This window comes from Agromyces sp. NSFZ (assembly GCF_056156205.1).
The window spans coordinates 1,429,371-1,446,016 of sequence record NZ_CM149585.1 but is presented as its reverse complement, the minus strand read 5'-3'; the positions used below and the strand labels follow the sequence as shown (position 1 = coordinate 1,446,016).

At 71.1% G+C, this 16,646-nt stretch carries 15 protein-coding genes; 7 read left to right on the top strand and 8 right to left on the bottom strand.

Going from position 1 to position 16,646, the window contains the following annotated elements:
- The first annotated feature begins 108 nt into the window (after nt 1-108).
- Complete coding sequence (locus tag ACVFI9_RS06785) at nt 109-3,924, top strand: multifunctional oxoglutarate decarboxylase/oxoglutarate dehydrogenase thiamine pyrophosphate-binding subunit/dihydrolipoyllysine-residue succinyltransferase subunit (protein WP_474765288.1); 3,816 nt, start codon at nt 109-111, stop codon at nt 3,922-3,924.
- 76 nt (nt 3,925-4,000) lie between these two features.
- Here ACVFI9_RS06785 and ACVFI9_RS06780 read toward each other — a convergent pair whose 3' ends face one another.
- The 3 genes from ACVFI9_RS06780 to ACVFI9_RS06770 form a co-directional block, all read right to left on the bottom strand.
- Nucleotides 4,001-6,235 (bottom strand): MMPL family transporter, encoded by a 2,235-nt coding sequence (locus ACVFI9_RS06780; RefSeq protein ID WP_474765287.1) that lies wholly within the window; start codon nt 6,233-6,235, stop codon nt 4,001-4,003.
- Nucleotides 6,236-6,408: 173 nt separating this feature from the next.
- Nucleotides 6,409-6,666: a zf-HC2 domain-containing protein gene (locus ACVFI9_RS06775; RefSeq protein WP_474765286.1), complete on the bottom strand. Its 258-nt coding sequence runs from the start codon at nt 6,664-6,666 to the stop codon at nt 6,409-6,411.
- Complete coding sequence (locus ACVFI9_RS06770) at nt 6,663-7,397, bottom strand: sigma-70 family RNA polymerase sigma factor (RefSeq protein ID WP_474765285.1); 735 nt, start codon at nt 7,395-7,397, stop codon at nt 6,663-6,665. The genes ACVFI9_RS06775 and ACVFI9_RS06770 overlap by 4 nt, the downstream gene beginning before the upstream one ends.
- Before the next feature lie 37 nt (nt 7,398-7,434).
- On the opposite strand from ACVFI9_RS06770, the gene aroA reads away from it, so the two are divergent.
- From aroA to bcp, 3 genes are all read left to right on the top strand, one after another.
- The gene (gene aroA / locus ACVFI9_RS06765) at nt 7,435-8,805 is read left to right on the top strand and encodes a 3-phosphoshikimate 1-carboxyvinyltransferase (protein ID WP_474765284.1); all 1,371 of its coding nucleotides are present in this window, start codon (nt 7,435-7,437) and stop codon (nt 8,803-8,805) included.
- Entirely contained in the window at nt 8,802-9,839 is a 1,038-nt protein-coding gene (rsgA, locus tag ACVFI9_RS06760; RefSeq protein ID WP_474765283.1) for a ribosome small subunit-dependent GTPase A, read from the top strand. Before aroA ends, rsgA begins: the two co-directional genes overlap by 4 nt.
- A gap of 61 nt (nt 9,840-9,900) precedes the next feature.
- A complete protein-coding gene (gene bcp / locus ACVFI9_RS06755) occupies nt 9,901-10,380 on the top strand; it encodes a thioredoxin-dependent thiol peroxidase (RefSeq protein ID WP_474765282.1) in 480 nt (159 codons plus the stop codon).
- A 19-nt stretch (nt 10,381-10,399) separates the two neighbouring features.
- Here the strand turns inward: bcp and ACVFI9_RS06750 are convergent, their stop codons facing one another.
- Nucleotides 10,400-10,834 carry a hypothetical protein gene (locus ACVFI9_RS06750; RefSeq protein WP_474765281.1) on the bottom strand — a complete coding sequence of 145 codons (435 nt, stop codon included), beginning with the start codon at nt 10,832-10,834 and terminating at the stop codon, nt 10,400-10,402.
- 231 nt (nt 10,835-11,065) lie between these two features.
- Here ACVFI9_RS06750 and ACVFI9_RS06745 point away from each other — a divergent pair, with 231 nt between their 5' ends.
- Nucleotides 11,066-11,314, top strand: coding sequence for a WhiB family transcriptional regulator (locus tag ACVFI9_RS06745; RefSeq protein WP_055859573.1), 249 nt, complete (start codon nt 11,066-11,068; stop codon nt 11,312-11,314).
- A gap of 68 nt (nt 11,315-11,382) precedes the next feature.
- Here the strand turns inward: ACVFI9_RS06745 and ACVFI9_RS06740 are convergent, their stop codons facing one another.
- The 3 genes from ACVFI9_RS06740 to ACVFI9_RS06730 all read right to left on the bottom strand — a co-directional run bounded on the left by ACVFI9_RS06740 (nt 11,383) and on the right by ACVFI9_RS06730 (nt 14,882).
- Nucleotides 11,383-12,882, bottom strand: coding sequence for a sensor histidine kinase (locus ACVFI9_RS06740; protein WP_474765280.1), 1,500 nt, complete (start codon nt 12,880-12,882; stop codon nt 11,383-11,385).
- 108 nt (nt 12,883-12,990) lie between these two features.
- Nucleotides 12,991-14,253 (bottom strand): CpaE/TadZ family protein, encoded by a 1,263-nt coding sequence (locus ACVFI9_RS06735; protein WP_474765279.1) that lies wholly within the window; start codon nt 14,251-14,253, stop codon nt 12,991-12,993.
- Nucleotides 14,253-14,882, bottom strand: coding sequence for an SAF domain-containing protein (locus ACVFI9_RS06730; protein WP_474765278.1), 630 nt, complete (start codon nt 14,880-14,882; stop codon nt 14,253-14,255). Before ACVFI9_RS06730 ends, ACVFI9_RS06735 begins: the two co-directional genes overlap by 1 nt.
- Nucleotides 14,883-15,003: 121 nt before the next feature.
- Here ACVFI9_RS06730 and ACVFI9_RS06725 point away from each other — a divergent pair, with 121 nt between their 5' ends.
- Nucleotides 15,004-15,297 carry a helix-turn-helix domain-containing protein gene (locus tag ACVFI9_RS06725; protein WP_474765277.1) on the top strand — a complete coding sequence of 98 codons (294 nt, stop codon included), beginning with the start codon at nt 15,004-15,006 and terminating at the stop codon, nt 15,295-15,297.
- A gap of 13 nt (nt 15,298-15,310) precedes the next feature.
- Here the strand turns inward: ACVFI9_RS06725 and ACVFI9_RS06720 are convergent, their stop codons facing one another.
- Entirely contained in the window at nt 15,311-15,910 is a 600-nt protein-coding gene (locus ACVFI9_RS06720; RefSeq protein ID WP_474765276.1) for a hypothetical protein, read from the bottom strand.
- A 176-nt stretch (nt 15,911-16,086) separates the two neighbouring features.
- Here ACVFI9_RS06720 and ACVFI9_RS06715 point away from each other — a divergent pair, with 176 nt between their 5' ends.
- Nucleotides 16,087-16,533, top strand: coding sequence for an Rv3235 family protein (locus tag ACVFI9_RS06715; RefSeq protein WP_474765275.1), 447 nt, complete (start codon nt 16,087-16,089; stop codon nt 16,531-16,533).
- The last annotated feature ends 113 nt before the right edge of the window (nt 16,534-16,646 follow it).

Genomic DNA, 16,646 nt, shown 5'->3' with positions numbered 1-16,646 from the left:
CGAGGGGATTAGGCTTGTGTGGGTGGTCCGGCACCGCAGACGCTCGCGTGTGCGCGTGACGGGCGCCGAAGGCAATCCAGCATCGATGGAGAGAGTGGGCGAGAGGCTGTGTCGAGCCAACTGACCGGGTCGGGATCCGAGGAGACGACGGCGGGCGAGTACGGAGCCAATGAGTGGCTCGTCGACGAGATGTACGAGAAGTACCTCGCCGACCCCCAATCGGTCGATCGGACCTGGTGGCCGGTGCTCGAGCACTACCGCCAGGTGCGCACCGGAACACCCGCCGAGCCGGCCACGTCGCAGCCGGCGGATGCGGCCGCGCCCGCCCCTCCCGCCGCCGCAGAGCCCGCCCCTCCCGCCACCGCAGAGCCCGCCGCTCCGGCCGCTCCCGCCGCCGCAGCCGAGGCGCCCGCAGCCGACACCGCCGCAGCCGCGACATCCGCACCACTCACCTCGCCGTCGCTCGTCATCGGGCAGGCGCCCGAGGCGCGCACCACCTCGGTCGCCCCGCGCACCGCCCCGGTCCCCGCCGACGTGCCGATCACGAGCCCTCAGCCGGTGGTCGCCGAGGCGCCGCAGGAGGACGAGGTCGTCACCCTCAAGGGCCTGCCGAAGACCCTCGCGGCGAACATGGACCAGAGCCTCACCGTGCCGACCGCGACGAGTGTCCGCACCGTCCCGGCGAAGCTCATGATCGACAACCGCATCGTGATCAACAACCATCTCCGTCGCTCGCGCGGCGGCAAGGTGTCGTTCACGCACCTCATCGGGTGGGCGCTCATCCAGGCGCTCAAGGAGTTCCCGAGCCAGAACGTCTACTACACCGAGGTCGACGGCAAGCCGAGCATGGTGAAGCCCGCCCACATCGGCCTCGGCATCGCCATCGACCTCCCCAAGCCCGACGGCAGCCGAGCGCTCCTCGTGCCCGCGATCAAGCGCGCCGAGACGATGACGTTCAACGAGTACCTCGCCGCCTACGAGGACCTCGTGCAGCGTGCACGCCAGAACAAGCTGAAGGCCGACGACTTCCAGGGTGCGACGATCTCGCTCACGAACCCGGGCGGCATCGGCACCGTGCACTCGGTGCCGCGACTCATGAAGGGCCAGGGCTGCATCATCGGCGCCGGCGCCCTCGAGTACCCGGCCGAGTTCCAGGGCTCGTCGGAGAAGACCCTCGCGAACCTCGCGATCGGCAAGACCATCACGCTCACCTCCACCTACGACCACCGCGTCATCCAGGGTGCGGGCTCCGGCGAGTTCCTGAAGAAGGTGCACGAGCTCCTCATCGGCCAGCGCGGCTTCTACGAGGACCTCTTCGCCGCGCTCCGCCTCCCGTACGAGCCCATCCGCTGGGCCCCCGACATCTCGGTCGACATCGCGAGCGCCATCGACAAGACGGCGCGCGTGCAGGAGCTCATCAACGCGTTCCGCGTGCGCGGTCACCTCATGGCCGACACCGACCCGCTCGAGTACGTGCAGCGCTCGCACCCCGACCTCGACATCGCGAGCCACGGCCTCACCTTCTGGGACCTCGACCGCGAGTTCGTCACGGGCGGCTTCGGCGACAAGCGCACCGCGCTCCTCCGCGACATCCTCGGCGTCCTCCGCGACTCGTACTGCCGCACCATCGGCATCGAGTACATGCACATCCAGGACCCGGTCCAGCGCAAGTGGATCCAGAACGAGGTCGAGCGCAAGTACGAGAAGCCGACCCACGACGAGCAGATGCGCATCCTCGGCAAGCTCAACGAGGCCGAGGCGTTCGAGACGTTCCTGCAGACGAAGTACGTCGGCCAGAAGCGGTTCAGCCTCGAGGGCGGCGAGTCGATGATCGCCCTCCTCGACGAGATCCTGCAGGGTGCCGCGAAGGAGGGCCTCGACGAGGTCGCCATCGGCATGGCGCACCGCGGCCGCCTCAACGTGCTCACGAACATCGCGGGCAAGACCTACGGCCAGGTGTTCCGCGAGTTCGAGGGCACCCAGGACTCGAAGAACTTCTCGGGTTCGGGCGACGTGAAGTACCACCTCGGCACCGAGGGGGTGTTCACCGCCGACGACGGGCACCAGGTCCCGGTGACCCTCGCCGCCAACCCCTCGCACCTCGAGGCGGTCGACGGCGTGCTCGAGGGCATCGTGCGGGCGAAGCAGGACCGCAAGCCCATCGGCACCTTCTCGACGCTGCCGATCCTCATCCACGGTGACGCCGCCATGGCCGGACAGGGCATCGTCGTCGAGACCATGCAGATGTCGCAGCTGCGCGGATACCGCACGGGCGGCACCGTGCACATCGTCGTCAACAACCAGGTGGGCTTCACGACCGTGCCGGGCGACGCCCGGTCGTCGATCTACTCGACGGATGTCGCGAAGACGATCCAGGCGCCCATCTTCCACGTGAACGGCGACGACCCCGAGGCCGTCGTGCGCGTCGCGGAGCTCGCGTTCCGCTACCGCCAGGAGTTCAAGCGCGACGTGGTCGTCGACCTCGTCTGCTACCGGCGCCGCGGCCACAACGAGGGCGACGACCCCTCGATGACCCAGCCGCTCATGTACAACCTCATCGAGGCGAAGCGCTCGGTGCGCAAGCTCTACACCGAAGCCCTCGTCGGCCGCGGCGACATCACCGAGGAGGAGTACGAGGAGGCGCACCGCGACTTCCAGGACCGCCTCGAACGCGCCTTCGCCGAGACCCACGCCGCGCAGACGGGCGCGATCCCGATCGTCGGCGCGACCGACTCCAGCCGGGAGTCCGACTCCCCCGCCGGCGAGCTCGAGACCACCGGCGTCTCGCTCGAGGTCGTGCACGCCATCGGCGACGCGTTCGACAACAAGCCCGCGGGCTTCACGGTGCACCCGAAGATCCAGCAGCTGCTCACGAAGCGGCACGACATGAGCCGCAACGGCAAGATCGACTGGGGCTTCGGCGAGCTCCTCGCACTCGGATCGCTGCTGCTCGAGGGCACGCCGGTGCGCCTCGCCGGCCAGGACGCGCGCCGCGGCACCTTCGTGCAGCGGCACGCGGTGCTGCACGACCGCGAGAACGGCCAGGAGTGGCTGCCCCTGCAGAACCTCGCCGAGAACCAGGCGCGCTTCTGGATCTACGACTCGCTGCTCAGCGAGTACGCGGCCATGGGCTTCGAGTACGGGTACTCCGTCGAGCGGGCCGACGCGCTCGTGATGTGGGAGGCGCAGTTCGGCGACTTCGCGAACGGCGCGCAGACCATCATCGACGAGTTCATCTCCTCGGCCGAGCAGAAGTGGGGTCAGCGCTCGAGCGTGGTGCTCCTGCTCCCCCACGGCTACGAGGGCCAGGGCCCCGACCACTCGAGTGCCCGCATCGAGCGCTACCTGCAGCTCTGCGCCGAGAACAACATGACGGTGGCACGGCCCTCGACGCCGGCCTCGTACTTCCACCTGCTGCGCCGCCAGGCGTACGTTCGCCCGCGTCGCCCGCTCGTCGTCTTCACCCCGAAGGCCATGCTTCGTCTCCGCGGCGCGACGAGCGAGGTCGCCGACTTCACGAGCGGCCGCTTCGAACCCGTCATCGACGATGCGCGCATCACCGACCGCGCCGCCGTGAAGCGGGCCGTGTACGTGTCGGGCAAGCTCTACTACGACCTGATCGCCGAGCTCGAGAAGAACCCCAACCCCGAGATCGCCGTGGTCCGCGTCGAGCAGCTGTACCCGCTGCCCGCGGTCGAGCTGAAGGCCACCGCCGACAGCTACCCGAACGCGGAGCTCCTGTGGGCCCAGGACGAGCCCGAGAACCAGGGCGCCTGGCCGTACTTCATCATCGAGACGAACAAGCTCGGTCCGCGCCCGGTCCACGTGGTGGCCCGCTCGGCGTCGGCGTCGCCGGCCACGGGTTCCGCCAAGCGCCACTCGGCCGAGCAGGCCGAGCTCGTCCGGCGCGCGCTCACGCTGTAGCGCGCTCGCGCTCACGCACGACACGAAGGGGGTGGATGCCGCGGCATCCACCCCCTTCGTCGTCCCCCCGGACCGGTCAGGCTCGCGAGCCCGCCTCGACCTTCCCCTCCGTCGGCGCCGCCTCCGCCTGGGCCACGGGGTCGGGCCGGAGGATATCCGTGGATCGGTCCCGTGCCTCGGGCGTCGCCGTCCGCCAGAGCTTCGAGGGCCACCAGATCGCCCGGCCGATGTCGTACGAGAGCGCCGGCACGAGGAGCGACCGCACGAGGAAGGTGTCGAGCAGCACGCCGAACGCCACGATGAACGAGATCTGCGCGAGGAACAGGATGGGCAGCACCCCGAGCGCCGCGAAGGTCGCCGCGAGCACGAGGCCCGCCGAGGTGATCACGCCGCCCGTGACGATGAGGCCGCGCAGTACGCCCTCGCGGGTGCCGTGCCGAAGGCTCTCCTCGCGGACCCGGGTCATCAGGAAGATGTTGTAGTCGACGCCGAGCGCGACGAGGAACACGAACCCGAAGAGCGGGACGACGGGATCGGCCCCGGGGAACCCGAAGACCCCGTTGAACACGAGCGCCGACACGCCGAGGGCCGCGGCGAACGAGAGCACGACCGTGCCGATGAGGAGGACCGGCGCGAGGATCGAGCGCAGCAGCAGCATGAGGATCAGGAGGATCACGACGAGCACGAGCGGGATGATGAGGTTCCGGTCGCGGATCGAGGACTCCTTCGTGTCCAGCGCGATCGCCGACGTGCCGCCGACGAGCACCGGGTCCTCGGCGCTCGAGACGGCGCCCAGCTCGGCGCGCAGGTCCGCGACGACCCCCTCGGCCTCGGCGGAGTCGCTCGCGTACGCGAGGGTGGCGTCGAGCTGCACCCGGCCGTCGACGACCGTCGGCTCACCAGGGGGCGTCCCGGGCGGGCCGAGGGGCTGCACGCCCTCGTCGGTGACGGGCAGCGAGCCGCTCGGCGAGTCCGCGGAGACCACCGCGACGGACTCGACGCCGTCGGTGGCGAGCAGCACGTCGGCGACGTCCTGCAGCGAGTCCTCGGGCGCGATGACGACCGCCGGAGTGCCCGAGCCGCCGGGGAAGTGCTCGCCGAGGATGGCCTGGCCGTCGCGGGCCTGCGACTCGCCGAGCACGAACTCGCTCGAGGGCACGCCGTCGGCGTCGAGCTGGGTGATGCCGATCGCCATGACGGCGAGCACGAGCGTGGACACGATCCACGTCACGCGGGGTCGCCGGGCGATGAGGCGCGCGAGCTTCGGCCAGATGCCGCGCCGCGCGAGGGGAGCCTCGGTGTCGACCTCGAGCGTGCCGAACTTCGGACGCAGCGGCCAGAACGCGGCGCGGCCCGCCCACATCATGAGCGCCGGCAGGAGCGTCAGGGCGACGAGCACGGCGAAGACGATGCCGATCGCCGAGACGGGTCCGAGGATCTTGTTGCTCGTGAGCTCGCTCACGAGGAGCATGAGCAGGCCCGCGATGACCGTGCCGCCGGATGCCACGATGGGCTCCCACGATCCGCGGAGCGCCGCCCACGTGGCATCCCACTTCCGCTCGTACCTCTGCAGCGCCTCACGGTACCTCGCGATGTACAGGAGCGAATAGTCGGTGGCGGCGCCGATCACGAGGATGAACAGGATGCCCTGCGTCTGCCCGTTGAGCACCAGCACGTCGGCACGCGCGAGCGCGACGACCACGAGCACCGAGGCGGTCAGCGCGGTGAGGCTCGTGCCGAGCACGATCACGGGCAGCAGCGGCGAACGGTAGACGACCACGAGGATGATGAACACCGCCGCGAATGCCACGAGCAGGAGCAGGCCGTCGATGCCTGCGAACGCCGCCGTGAGGTCGGTCGTGAAGCCGGCCGGCCCGGTGACCGCGGCCTCGAGCCCGTCGCCGGCGGTCCCCGCGATGCGGTCGCGGAGCTCCTCGACGGTCGCGTCGATCTCGGCCGACGCGTCGACCTGCACGAAGACCGAAGCCGCCTCGCCGTCGTCCGACGGAAGCGGCGGCGACACCCCGTCGGTCGTGACGCCCGCCACGTCCGCGAACGCGGCCGCGTCGTCGGCGATCGCCTCGGTGTCGGCATCGCTCAGCCCACCGTCCCGCGCGTAGACCACGATCGCCGGGATCGCGTCGCCCGAGCGGAACTCCGCCTGGAGCTCCTGCACCTTCGTCGACTCCGCGTCGTCGGGCAGGAACTGCGCCTGCTCGTTCTCGACGACGTCGCTGAGGGCGCCGAACGAGGCCCCGCCTGCGCCGAACGCGGCGAACCAGACGAGGATCAGGACGGTCGGAATGAGCACCCGCAGCCACGTCGGAACGCGGCCCGGGCGGGGCCTGGGTCGAGCAGAGGTATCCACGTCAACGACGTTACGGAAGGGGCATCCGCTTCCGCTTCCACCGAAAGTCGGAAACGCGAGCGGCGCCGCAGACCGAACGGGTCGGCACACTCGCGCCCGTCGGCCGCGTCGTCAGGTCAGTCGACGAGGATGACGTGCCCCGACTGGATGTCGCGGATGCGCGTCAGCACCATCGTGCGCAGTTCCTCGGGCGCGCTCTCCTTGCAGGCGCGCTGCACCACCTCGGTGATGGCGACGCCGACGCGGAGCTCCGCCCGGCAATCGGGGCAGTTCTCGATGTGCTCGTGGATGTCGGCCGCATCCTCGCGAGCCAGTTCGTGGTGGAGGTACTCCTCGAGTTCGGCCCTGGCCTTCTCACAGCCGCAGTCGGTCATCTCGTGCTCCTCGGCATGCTCTGCCTCCTGGTGGGTTGACGCGCCGGCTCCGCGGCCGCGAATCCCTGTTCGCGCGCGTAGTCGGCGAGGGACTCGCGAAGCAGCCGCCGGCCACGGTGCAGGCGGCTCATCACGGTCCCGATGGGCGTGTTCATCATGTCGGCGATCTCCTGGTAGGAGAATCCCTCGACGTCGGCGAAGTACACGGCGAGGCGGAAGTCCTCGGGCAGGGCCTGCAGGGCATCCTTCACCGCGTTGTCGGGCAGGTGGTCGATGGCCTCGGCCTCGGCCGAGCGGGTCGATCGCGCGGTCGTGGACTCGGCGCCGCCGAGCTGCCAGTCCTCGAGGTCGTCGATCGTGCCCTGGTAAGGCTCCCGCTGCTTCTTGCGGTAGCTGTTGATGAAGGTGTTCGTGAGGATCCGGTACAGCCACGCCTTGAGGTTCGTGCCCTGCGTGAAGCCCGCGAACGCCGCGAAGGCCTTCACGAACGTCTCCTGCACGAGGTCCTGCGCGTCCGACGGGTTCTTCGTCATGCGGAGCGCCGCGGCGTACAGCTGGTCGATGAACGGCAGTGCCTGCTCCTCGAAGAGCTCGCCGAGCGATCGCCCGTCGTTCGCCGGGGCATCGTCGCGCGTGGTGTCGATCTCGTCCGAAGTCATCACCGGCCATCCTAGATCGTCGACCGGCGAGACATTCGGACGCTCGAGCAGTGCAACCGTCACGCGTACCATCTCCTTCTGCGCCCCCTGACGCTACTGTTGGTAACCGATGCAGATTTCGAGGTATTCCGCACCCGAGTTCGACCCGTACGGCGAGGCGAGGCAGACCGAGACGGATGTCGGATGGCGGGCGCCCGTCGCGGCGGGCCCGCTCGCGTCCGTGGTGGCCGTGCCCGGTTCGAAATCGCTCACGAACCGCGAGCTCGTGCTCGCCGCCCTCGCCGACGACCACTCGACGCTGCACGCGCCGCTCTGGTCGCGTGACAGCGAGCTCATGATCGAGGGGCTCCGAGCCCTCGGCACGCGATTCGAGCGGATGCCGGGAACCGGCGGCTTCGGCGACGACGTGCGCGTCATCCCGGCCGACGAACTGCTGGGCTCGACGACCATCGACTGCGGGCTCGCGGGCACCGTCATGCGGTTCCTCCCGCCCGTCGCCGCGCTCGGCCTCGGCCCGACGACCTTCGACGGCGACGAGGCCGCCCGGCGCCGCCCCATGGGCGCCTCGATCCTCGGGCTCCGGTCGCTCGGCGTCGACATCGACGACGACGGTCGCGGAGCCCTGCCGTTCACGGTGCACGGCACCGGGCGAGTGGAGGGCGGAACCCTCGAGCTCGACGCATCGGCGTCGAGCCAGTTCGTCTCGGGACTGCTGCTCGCCGCCGCCCGCTTCGAGCGCGGCCTCGATCTGCGGCACACCGGCGAGCGGCTGCCGAGCCTCCCGCACATCGAGATGACGATCGCAGCGCTGCGTGCCCGCGGCGTCGAGGTCACGACCCCGGAGCCCGGCCGCTGGCAGGTCGCTCCGGGGCCGATCCACGCCACCGACGTGACCATCGAGCCCGATCTCTCCAATGCGGCGCCGTTCCTCGTGGCGGCGATGATCGCCGGCGGGCATGTGACGATCGCGGGGTGGCCCGCCGAGACGACCCAGGTGGGTGCGCGGCTGGCCGACCTGCTCACCCGATTCGGCGCGCGGGTCTCGTTCGACGACGACCGGCTCACCGTCACGGCGCCGCCGCGTGCCGCAGACGGCGGCCGCGGCATCCGGGCCGTGGAGCTCGACCTGTCGGAGGCCGGTGAACTCGTGCCCAACCTGGCCGCGCTCGCCGCGTTCGCCGACGGGCCGAGCACGTTCACCGGCATCGGGCACATCCGCCACCATGAGACCGACCGGCTCGCCGCGCTCGCGGCCGAACTCAACGGTCTCGGCGGCCGGGTCACCGAACTCGACGACGGCCTGCGGATCGATCCCGCACCCCTGCACGGCGGCCTGTGGCACGCATATGCCGATCACCGCATGGCCACGACCGGCGCCATCGTGGGGCTCGCCGTGCCCGGCGTCGTCGTCGACGACATCGCGTCGACCGGCAAGACCCTCCCCCAGTTCACCAAGCTGTGGGAGCAGATGCTGGCATGAGCTGGTGGGACGCCGACGACGACGAGGCCGAGGACGAGTTCGACGAATCCGACGTGCGCGTGCGTCCCAATCGCCGGGGCAGCCGTCCCCGCACGAAGGTGCGTCCCGAGCACGCCGACGCGGTGCCCGGAACGGTGCTCGGCGTCGACCGGGGGCGTTACGCCGTGCTCGTCGACGAGGGTGGCGGCGACGAGCGCGAGATCACGGCCGCTCGGGCGAGCGAACTGCGCCGCAAGTCGGTGGTGACCGGCGACCGCGTCGACCTCGTCGGCGACACGACGGGCGAGCCGGGCACGCTCGCGCGCATCGTCCGGGTCGGCGAACGCGGGACGCTGCTGCGGCGCAGCGCCGACGACACCGACGAGGTCGAGCGGGTCATCGTCGCGAATGCCGACCAGATGCTCATCGTCGTGGCCGCGGCGAACCCCGAGCCGCGCATCCGCCTCGTCGACCGCTACCTCGTGGCGGCGTTCGACGCCGGCATCCAGCCCCTGCTCGTCATCACCAAGACCGACCTCGCCGACCCCGACGAGTTCCTGGCGAACTTCTCGGGACTCGAACTGCCCGTCTTCCGTTCGAGTTCCGAGCGGATGCCGCTCGACGAGATCACCGCGGCGCTCATCGACCATCGCACGGTCTTCGTCGGTCACTCCGGCGTCGGCAAGTCGACGCTCGTCAACGCCCTCGTGCCCGAGGCGAACCGCGCCATCGGCCACGTCAACGTCGTGACGGGCCGGGGGCGGCACACCTCCTCGTCGACGGTGTCGTTGCGCGTGCGCTCCGAGGCGGGCACCGGCTGGGTCATCGACACTCCGGGCGTGCGGTCGTTCGGGCTGGGACACGTCGATCCGGCCAACATCCTCGGCGCCTTCACCGACCTCGCGCGCGTCGCCGAGGACTGCCCGCGTGGCTGCACGCACCTCCCCGACGCGCCCGACTGCGCGATCAACGAGGCCGTCGACGCGGGTGAGCTCGGCGACACGGGCCGGGCGCGCCTCGATTCACTGCAGCGCCTGCTCACGACCTTCGCATAGGCGTCGCCCTCGTCGCACCACCGTGCACGAGGCATCCAGCCGCCCTGCTTAGCATGGACGGATGACCGATGCTCGACTCGCCCCCGGCGACCTCGCTCCCGACTTCACCCTCGACGACCAGGACGGCACGCCCGTCACCCTCTCGTCCCTCCGCGGCAGCCGCGTGGTGCTGTACTTCTACCCCGAGGCGATGACGCCCGGCTGCACCACCGAGGCGTGCGACTTCCGCGACAGCCTCAACTCCTTCGCGAGCGCGGGCGTGCGCGTCATCGGCATCTCGAAGGACGACGTCGCGAAGCTCAAGCGCTTCGCCGAGCGCGACCGCCTGAACTTCCCGCTGCTGGCCGACCACGACCTCGAGGTGCAGCAGGCCTACGGCGTCTGGGGTGAGAAGTCCCTCTACGGCAAGATCGTCGTGGGTGCCATCCGCTCGACCTTCGTCATCGGCGAAGACGGCCGCATCGAGAAGGCCTGGTACAACGTCAAGGCCACCGGCCACGTGGCGCGCGTGCGCCGGGAGCTCGGCCTCGACGCCGCGTGATGCGGGTGCTCGACGCGAGTCAGGCCCCGTCGGGGGCGGATGACTCGTCGCCGGGCCGCGTGTAGGCGAGCCGCACGGGCGTCCAGAGGAGGAGCCCGATGACGGTGATGGCCGGCACGAGCAGCAGCCACCCGATGTCGGGACGGGCGAACAGGCCCTGGAAGGCGCCGACGGCCACCGACACCTGCAGCACCTGCCAGACGATCGCTGCGGCGCGCGACCACGGCGCGCGCCGCAGCGAGGCGACGGCCGTGACGCTCACCCAGAGCGCGCCGATGACGACGAGCACGAGCAGTGCGATGGCGGTCGTGTACGACGACGGCTGCAGCGCGAACAGGTCGACCACGAGCCAGACGACGAGGCCGATGAGGGCCGCCGCCTCGAGCATGAGGACGGCGCTGATGACGACGAGCGCCGCCTTCACCCCGGGCGAATCGGATGCCGCTGGAGGCATGGATTCCTCGTCGGACGCACGCTGATTCACAGGCTAATCCCATTCACGACTATTGATTCGATCTCTCCGCTATGCGACCATTTATGAGGCCGAGTTGATGCTCACAGGGACGTGAGCCGATCAGTCATGATCCTACTTCCCGAGATTCGGCTTCCCCCCTGCAGCACATGCCGGATTTCGGCTGCGCAATCGTGCGCGTCTGCATCGAAGTACACCGCAAGGAGCATCTCCATGGATTGGCGCGATAAAGCCGCCTGCCTCACCGCTGACCCCGAACTGTTCTTCCCGGTCGGCAACACTGGTCCCGCCGTCGACCAGATCGAGAAGGCGAAGGCCGTCTGCGCCCGATGCACGGTCACCGAGATCTGCCTCCAGTACGCCCTCGAGACCGGTCAGGACTCGGGCGTGTGGGGCGGCCTCAGCGAAGACGAGCGCCGCGCGCTGAAGCGCCGCGCCGCTCGCGCACGCCGCGCCGGCTGAACCCCCGGCCCACCACCGCCGCCTGAACGGCGAACACCCCGCCCACGGCCGAGGCTCGGGGCATCCGCTCACCGCTCCGCTGGGGTGATCCACCGCAGTGGGACGTCGATCGTCACCTCGGTGCCACGACCGACGATGGTGTGCCAGTCGATCGTGCCGCCGAGTTCGCCCTGGATCAGGGTGCGCACGATCTGCGTGCCGAGTCCTTCGCCGACCTTGCCCTCGGGAAGGCCCGACCCGCTGTCGCGGACCTGCACGGTGAGCGCCGTCTGCGAGCGGTCGGCGATGATCTCGACATCGCCCTCCTGACCGGCCAGCCCATGCTCGACGGCGTTCGTCACGAGCTCGGTGAGGGCGAGGGCGAGTGGTGTCGCGTAGGCGCTCGGCAGCACCCCGAACGACCCCGATCGCGTCGGATGCGCCGTGGTGTTGTGTGCGGACGCGACCTCGGCGACGAGCAGCAGCGCCCGATCGAAGACCTCGTCGAAGTCGACGTTCTGGGTGAGTCCCTCGGAGAGGGTGTCGTGCACGACCGCGATCGCGCCGACCCGTCTCATGGCCTGCGTGAGCGCCTCGCGCGCCTCGTCGGAGTGGGTGCGCCTGGCCTGGATGCGCAGCAGCGACGCGACGGTCTGGAGGTTGTTCTTCACCCGATGGTGGATCTCGCGGATCGTCGCGTCCTTGGTGATGAGTTCCTGCTCCTGGTGGCGCAGCTCGGTGACGTCGCGGCTCAGCACGATGGCGCCGATCCGCTCGCCCCGGTGGCGGATGGGGATCGCGCGCAGCGACACCGTCACCCCGCGCGACTCGACGTCGGTACGCCACGGCGCGCGTCCGGTGACCACGAGCGGCAGGGTCTCGTCGACCACGAGCTTGCCGCTGAGGAGCCGTGTGCTCACCTCGGCGAGCGACTCCCCCTCGAGCTCGTCGTCGAAGCCCATGCGGTTGAACGCCGAGAGGGCGTTCGGGCTCGCGAACGTCGTGATGCCGTCGACGTCGAGGCGGATGAGCCCGTCGGAGGCGCGCGGGGCACCGCGCCTCGGCCCGCTCGGAGCGCCGAGGTCGGGGAAGTCCCCCGACGCGATCATCTGGAAGAGCTCCTCGGCGCACTCGTTGAAGGTGAGCTCCTGGCGGCTCGGCGTGCGCGTGGCGCCGAGGTTCGTGTGGCGCGTGATGACCGCGACCGGCTCGGACGCGAGCTCGGTGCCGGTGGCCGACAGCCGGCGCATGACGGGCACGGCCCGAACGCGCGTGGGCATCTCCTCGTACCAGTCGGGCGCGGAGGAGTCGGCGATGGCGCCCGTCGTGAAGGCGCTGGTCACGAGGTCGCGCCACTGCGGCTTGATCGCCTGGCCGACGAAGTCCCGGTAGAAGAGGGTCGCGGCGCTCGACGGCCGGGAGTGCGCGACCGCGACGAAGTCGTCGTCGCCGGACGGCACCCACAGCACGATGTCGGCGAAGGCGAGGTCGGCGAGCAGCTGCAGGTCGCCGACGAGCATGTGCAGCCAGTCGACGTCGGCCTGACTGCTGCGGCCCTGGGCGAGGACGAGATCACTGAGGGTCGACACAGATCCAGCGTAGTGTGCGCGTCCTGCAGCTCGGGCGGGCGCCGGCCTTGCCGCAGGGCCGGGCGGATGCCTGCAGGGCGGATGCCCGAAGGGCGGATGCCGCTGCGCTCACCCTGCGGCTCGGCTCGGCTCGGCGCGCCGCACGGGGACGAATCGGAGGACACGACGCCGGGCGGCCTCGGGCACCGGCAGCACCCGGTCGAGCACGTAGTCGCGGAGTGCGGCGCGGAGCGGGCTGCGCGGGGCCGCGTCGCGGAGCGTGCGGGCGGTGAGGATCGCCGCGTCGGCCGCTCGCCCGTCGTGCGGCAGCATCGTCGCCTCGCTGATACCCGCGAAACGGCGGAGCGTCTGCCGCACCTGCGCGTGCGCGTCGATGCCGAGGGCGCTCGTGCGCACCCGGTTCACCATGACCTCGATGCGCTCGGGCTCGACGTGGTCGACGAGCTCGCCGTGCCCCCGCAGGAGCCGGGAGAGGCCCACCGGGTCGGCGAGCCCCACCGCGACGACGCGATCGGCGGCAGCCAGCGCGGCGAAGGTCGCCGCGTTCCGGCGTGGCGCGAACTGGTCGCTCGTGAGCTCCTCGTCGCGCTCCAGGCTGAATCCCGTATCGATCACGACGTACTCCGCCCAGGCGCGGATCACCTCGAGGCTCGTGGTCACGCGCTCCGACGACAGCTCGGGCCATCGGCTCGGGCCCACGAGACCGGTGAACACGTCGAACGAGGCGCGCGGGGCCGAGTAGCGCTGGGCGATGCGTTCGAGCTCGGCACGATCGAGCGCGCCTCCACCGGCGAGGCGGCACGCCGAGGCGAATCCCGGCGCTTCGTCGAGGAGCCCGAGGAGCGGCGCGACGGTGCCCCCGTAGGGGTCGGCGTCGACGAGCGCGACGGAGTGGCCCGCCGCTGCGATCTCGGCGGCGAGGTTCACCGCGACGGTCGTACGGCCGGGGGCTCCGGCCGGCCCCCAGACCGCGACGACGGATGCTGCGCGCGGGGCTCGCGGGGAGGCGTCGCCGATGCGGGAGGGCACGGCGACGACCCCGCCGCTCACCATCGGCTCGATCTCGGCCCAGCTCGCGGCACGGTCGAGCACCTCGTGCAGGCCGAGCTGCGCGGCGTGCGCGCGTTCGGCGTCGCCGGCGGCGAGGGCGACGAGCCGGATGCCCCGCTCGTCGCATGCGGCGAGCAGCTCGGCGCTCAGGGTGTCGCGACCGGCGCCGACGAGCACCACCTCGGGTGCGAGCACGTCGAGGTTGCCGAGCACGTCGCGCCACCCCAGCAGTCGCGCCACGATGACGTGCCCGTGCTCGACGACGTCGGCGAGCAGGCGGTCTTCGGTCGCCGGGTCGAGCGCGATCGCGAGGCGCGCCATCAGTCGGTGCCCGGGCGAGCCGGGACGAGGTCGATGACGTCGCCCGCCGCGAGCGCCTCCAGCAGTGCGGCGACCTTCTCGCGCGGAACGAGGAGCTCGACCGACGGACCACCGGTGTCCACCATGCCCTCGGGCTCCTGCACGGCCGCGATCTCGGCGCCGGCCACGAGCACCGTGGGCGGCTCGTAGGCGTCGCGGTCGGCGCCGTGCGCCGCCCAGACGTCGACGGTCGCGCCCGGGCCGACGCTGCCCGGCAGCGCCGCCCGGCTCGACACGACGACCGTCGCGAGCCCCGCTCGGTCGACGGTGTCGACCGCCGAGTCGGGCACGAGCTCGCCGGCCTCGATCGTGCGCACGACCACGAGCCCGCCCTCGGGCAGGTCGTCGGGCGTCAGGTAGTGCTCGGAGCGCGGGGCGAGGCGCACCGACACGACCTCGAGATCGTCGGCCGCGATGCGCGTGCCCGGTGTCAGCGTGTCTCTCGCCGCGTACGTCGCCGCCGAGTCGTCGAGACCGTCGACGAGGGCCCACACGCCGGTGGTGGACCCGGCGACGAGCACGATGCCGATGAGCAGACGCGGGTCGAGCCGAACGGCGCCCCGATCGGTTCGCTCGGGTCGACGGGCCATCGTGCTCCTTCCAGACGACGCGCGCTCGCGCCGGGCTCAATCGTGACGCGAAACCGAGAGGATGCCTCGAAGTTATCCACACCCGCGATCGCCTCTTCGTCCCGGGTCGATAATCGAACACATGACCCCACACGGCCCTGGCGACGAGATCGGCCGGTTCCTCACCGTCGCCGACGCGGCGGAGCTGCTCGCCGTCGACGTCCAGACCGTGGACGACCTGATCCGGACGGGCGAGCTCCCCGCCATTCGCGTCGGCACCTCCGGTCCCTGGCGGGTCGAGCGCACCCAGCTCGAGGTCTGGATCGAGGAACAGTACGAGCAGACCCGGCGGCACGCGCTCTGGAACCAGGGCGAGTTCGCGAACGTCCTCGAGCTCTCGGGCGCCAGGTCGGGTCGGCTTCGCACGGTCGACTGAGTCGGGCCTCGGTTCATCCGAAGTCGACGACCAGCACGCGTTCGAGCGGAACGATGCGCGAGCTGCGCACCTCGCGATCGCGGCGCGGTACGCCGGGCTCGTGAACCGCGAGGTCGAGATGGTCTCGAGCGACCCGGTCGATGGTGCCGTGCACTCGGCTGTCCTCGGTGGTGAGGTGCACGGGCATGCGGCGTCGGCACAGGTCGCGCAGCACGAAGGTGAGCCCGATGCGCTCGGCGAGCCGGGTGGCCGGCTCGCCCGCCGGGAGGAGACTCACCTCGAGCTGCGCGGGCGTCGGCAGGATCGCGGCGATCGCACCCAGCGGCACGATGCACTGACCCTGCCGGCTCCCGCCCGGGCGCACCGCGGCGCTCATCCAGTCGCGGCCGAAGGACAGCGGTCGGAGCTCGAGCAGGCGACCCCCGCGGAGCTCGACGCGGACGGTGGCCGAGTGGTCCTCCCCCGCCGCCGCCGCCATGGCGGCGAGTCGATCGCGCAGCACGAGGCGACCGAGTCGGAGACGCTCCTCCTCGAGGGCGAGCGCTCGTTCCTCGTCTCGCTGTTCCTGGTCCAGCTGCGACTCGAGGTCGTCGAACAGCAGGTCCCAGCGCATGCGGGCACGTTACCCCGGGCCGTGGCGAGGGACGTTCGTTCTCCACAGGCGAGGAATTTCCTTGACACCATCCGGGCCCCTGAATACCGTTCACTCCGGGATCCCCCGAACGTCCCCCGATCGGGGGTGATTCCGTCGTCGGCCGAACCGCCGTCGCTCACCCTCATGGAGCACAGATGACCGCACGCCCTGCCGTTGCACGCCCAGTCGCACGAGGTTCCAGCCTGCCGTTCCTCGACGACGATGACGACTACTTCGGCCGGCAGCCGACGCGCCGCAGCGAGCTGCCCGACCCCGAGCCGCTGCTGCGCAACCTCACGCACTGCGTCATCGAGGTGCTCGCCGGCGCCCGCGACCTCGACCAGCTCGCTCGCTGGGTCACCGACGATGTCTACCGCAACCTGTCGAAGCGCGTCGTGCTCGCGGCGCGGGCGCGCCGGGTGAAGGGCCAGGCCCCCCGACGTCCGGCCTTCACGATCGGCAACGTGCTGACCTGCGAGCCCGCCGACGGCATCCTCGAGGCGGTCGTCATGGTGCACCAGCGGCCGAGGTCGCGTGCCGTCGCCATTCGCCTCGAAGGTCTCGACCAGCGCTGGCGCGCGAGCGCGATCAGCGTGCTCTGAGCGATCTCGGCCGCCGCACCGCGCATCCCTCCCGCGACGCCGCGGCCCGTCCGCGCATCCCTCCCGCGACGCCGCGCCACGTCCGCGCATCAGCGCGCGACGCCGCGCCACGT

Coding starts and splice junctions, on each gene's coding strand:
- ACVFI9_RS06715 (WP_474765275.1), top strand. CDS start 16,087: ATGACCGCACGCCCTGCCGTTGCACGCCCAGTCGCACGAGGTTCCAGC.
- ACVFI9_RS06725 (WP_474765277.1), top strand. CDS start 15,004: ATGACCCCACACGGCCCTGGCGACGAGATCGGCCGGTTCCTCACCGTC.
- ACVFI9_RS06720 (WP_474765276.1), bottom strand. CDS start 15,910: ATGCGCTGGGACCTGCTGTTCGACGACCTCGAGTCGCAGCTGGACCAG.
- ACVFI9_RS06735 (WP_474765279.1), bottom strand. CDS start 14,253: ATGGCGCGCCTCGCGATCGCGCTCGACCCGGCGACCGAAGACCGCCTG.
- ACVFI9_RS06775 (WP_474765286.1), bottom strand. CDS start 6,666: ATGACCGACTGCGGCTGTGAGAAGGCCAGGGCCGAACTCGAGGAGTAC.
- aroA (WP_474765284.1), top strand. CDS start 7,435: ATGCAGATTTCGAGGTATTCCGCACCCGAGTTCGACCCGTACGGCGAG.
- ACVFI9_RS06745 (WP_055859573.1), top strand. CDS start 11,066: ATGGATTGGCGCGATAAAGCCGCCTGCCTCACCGCTGACCCCGAACTG.
- ACVFI9_RS06750 (WP_474765281.1), bottom strand. CDS start 10,834: ATGCCTCCAGCGGCATCCGATTCGCCCGGGGTGAAGGCGGCGCTCGTC.
- ACVFI9_RS06730 (WP_474765278.1), bottom strand. CDS start 14,882: ATGGCCCGTCGACCCGAGCGAACCGATCGGGGCGCCGTTCGGCTCGAC.
- rsgA (WP_474765283.1), top strand. CDS start 8,802: ATGAGCTGGTGGGACGCCGACGACGACGAGGCCGAGGACGAGTTCGAC.
- ACVFI9_RS06770 (WP_474765285.1), bottom strand. CDS start 7,397: ATGGTACGCGTGACGGTTGCACTGCTCGAGCGTCCGAATGTCTCGCCG.
- bcp (WP_474765282.1), top strand. CDS start 9,901: ATGACCGATGCTCGACTCGCCCCCGGCGACCTCGCTCCCGACTTCACC.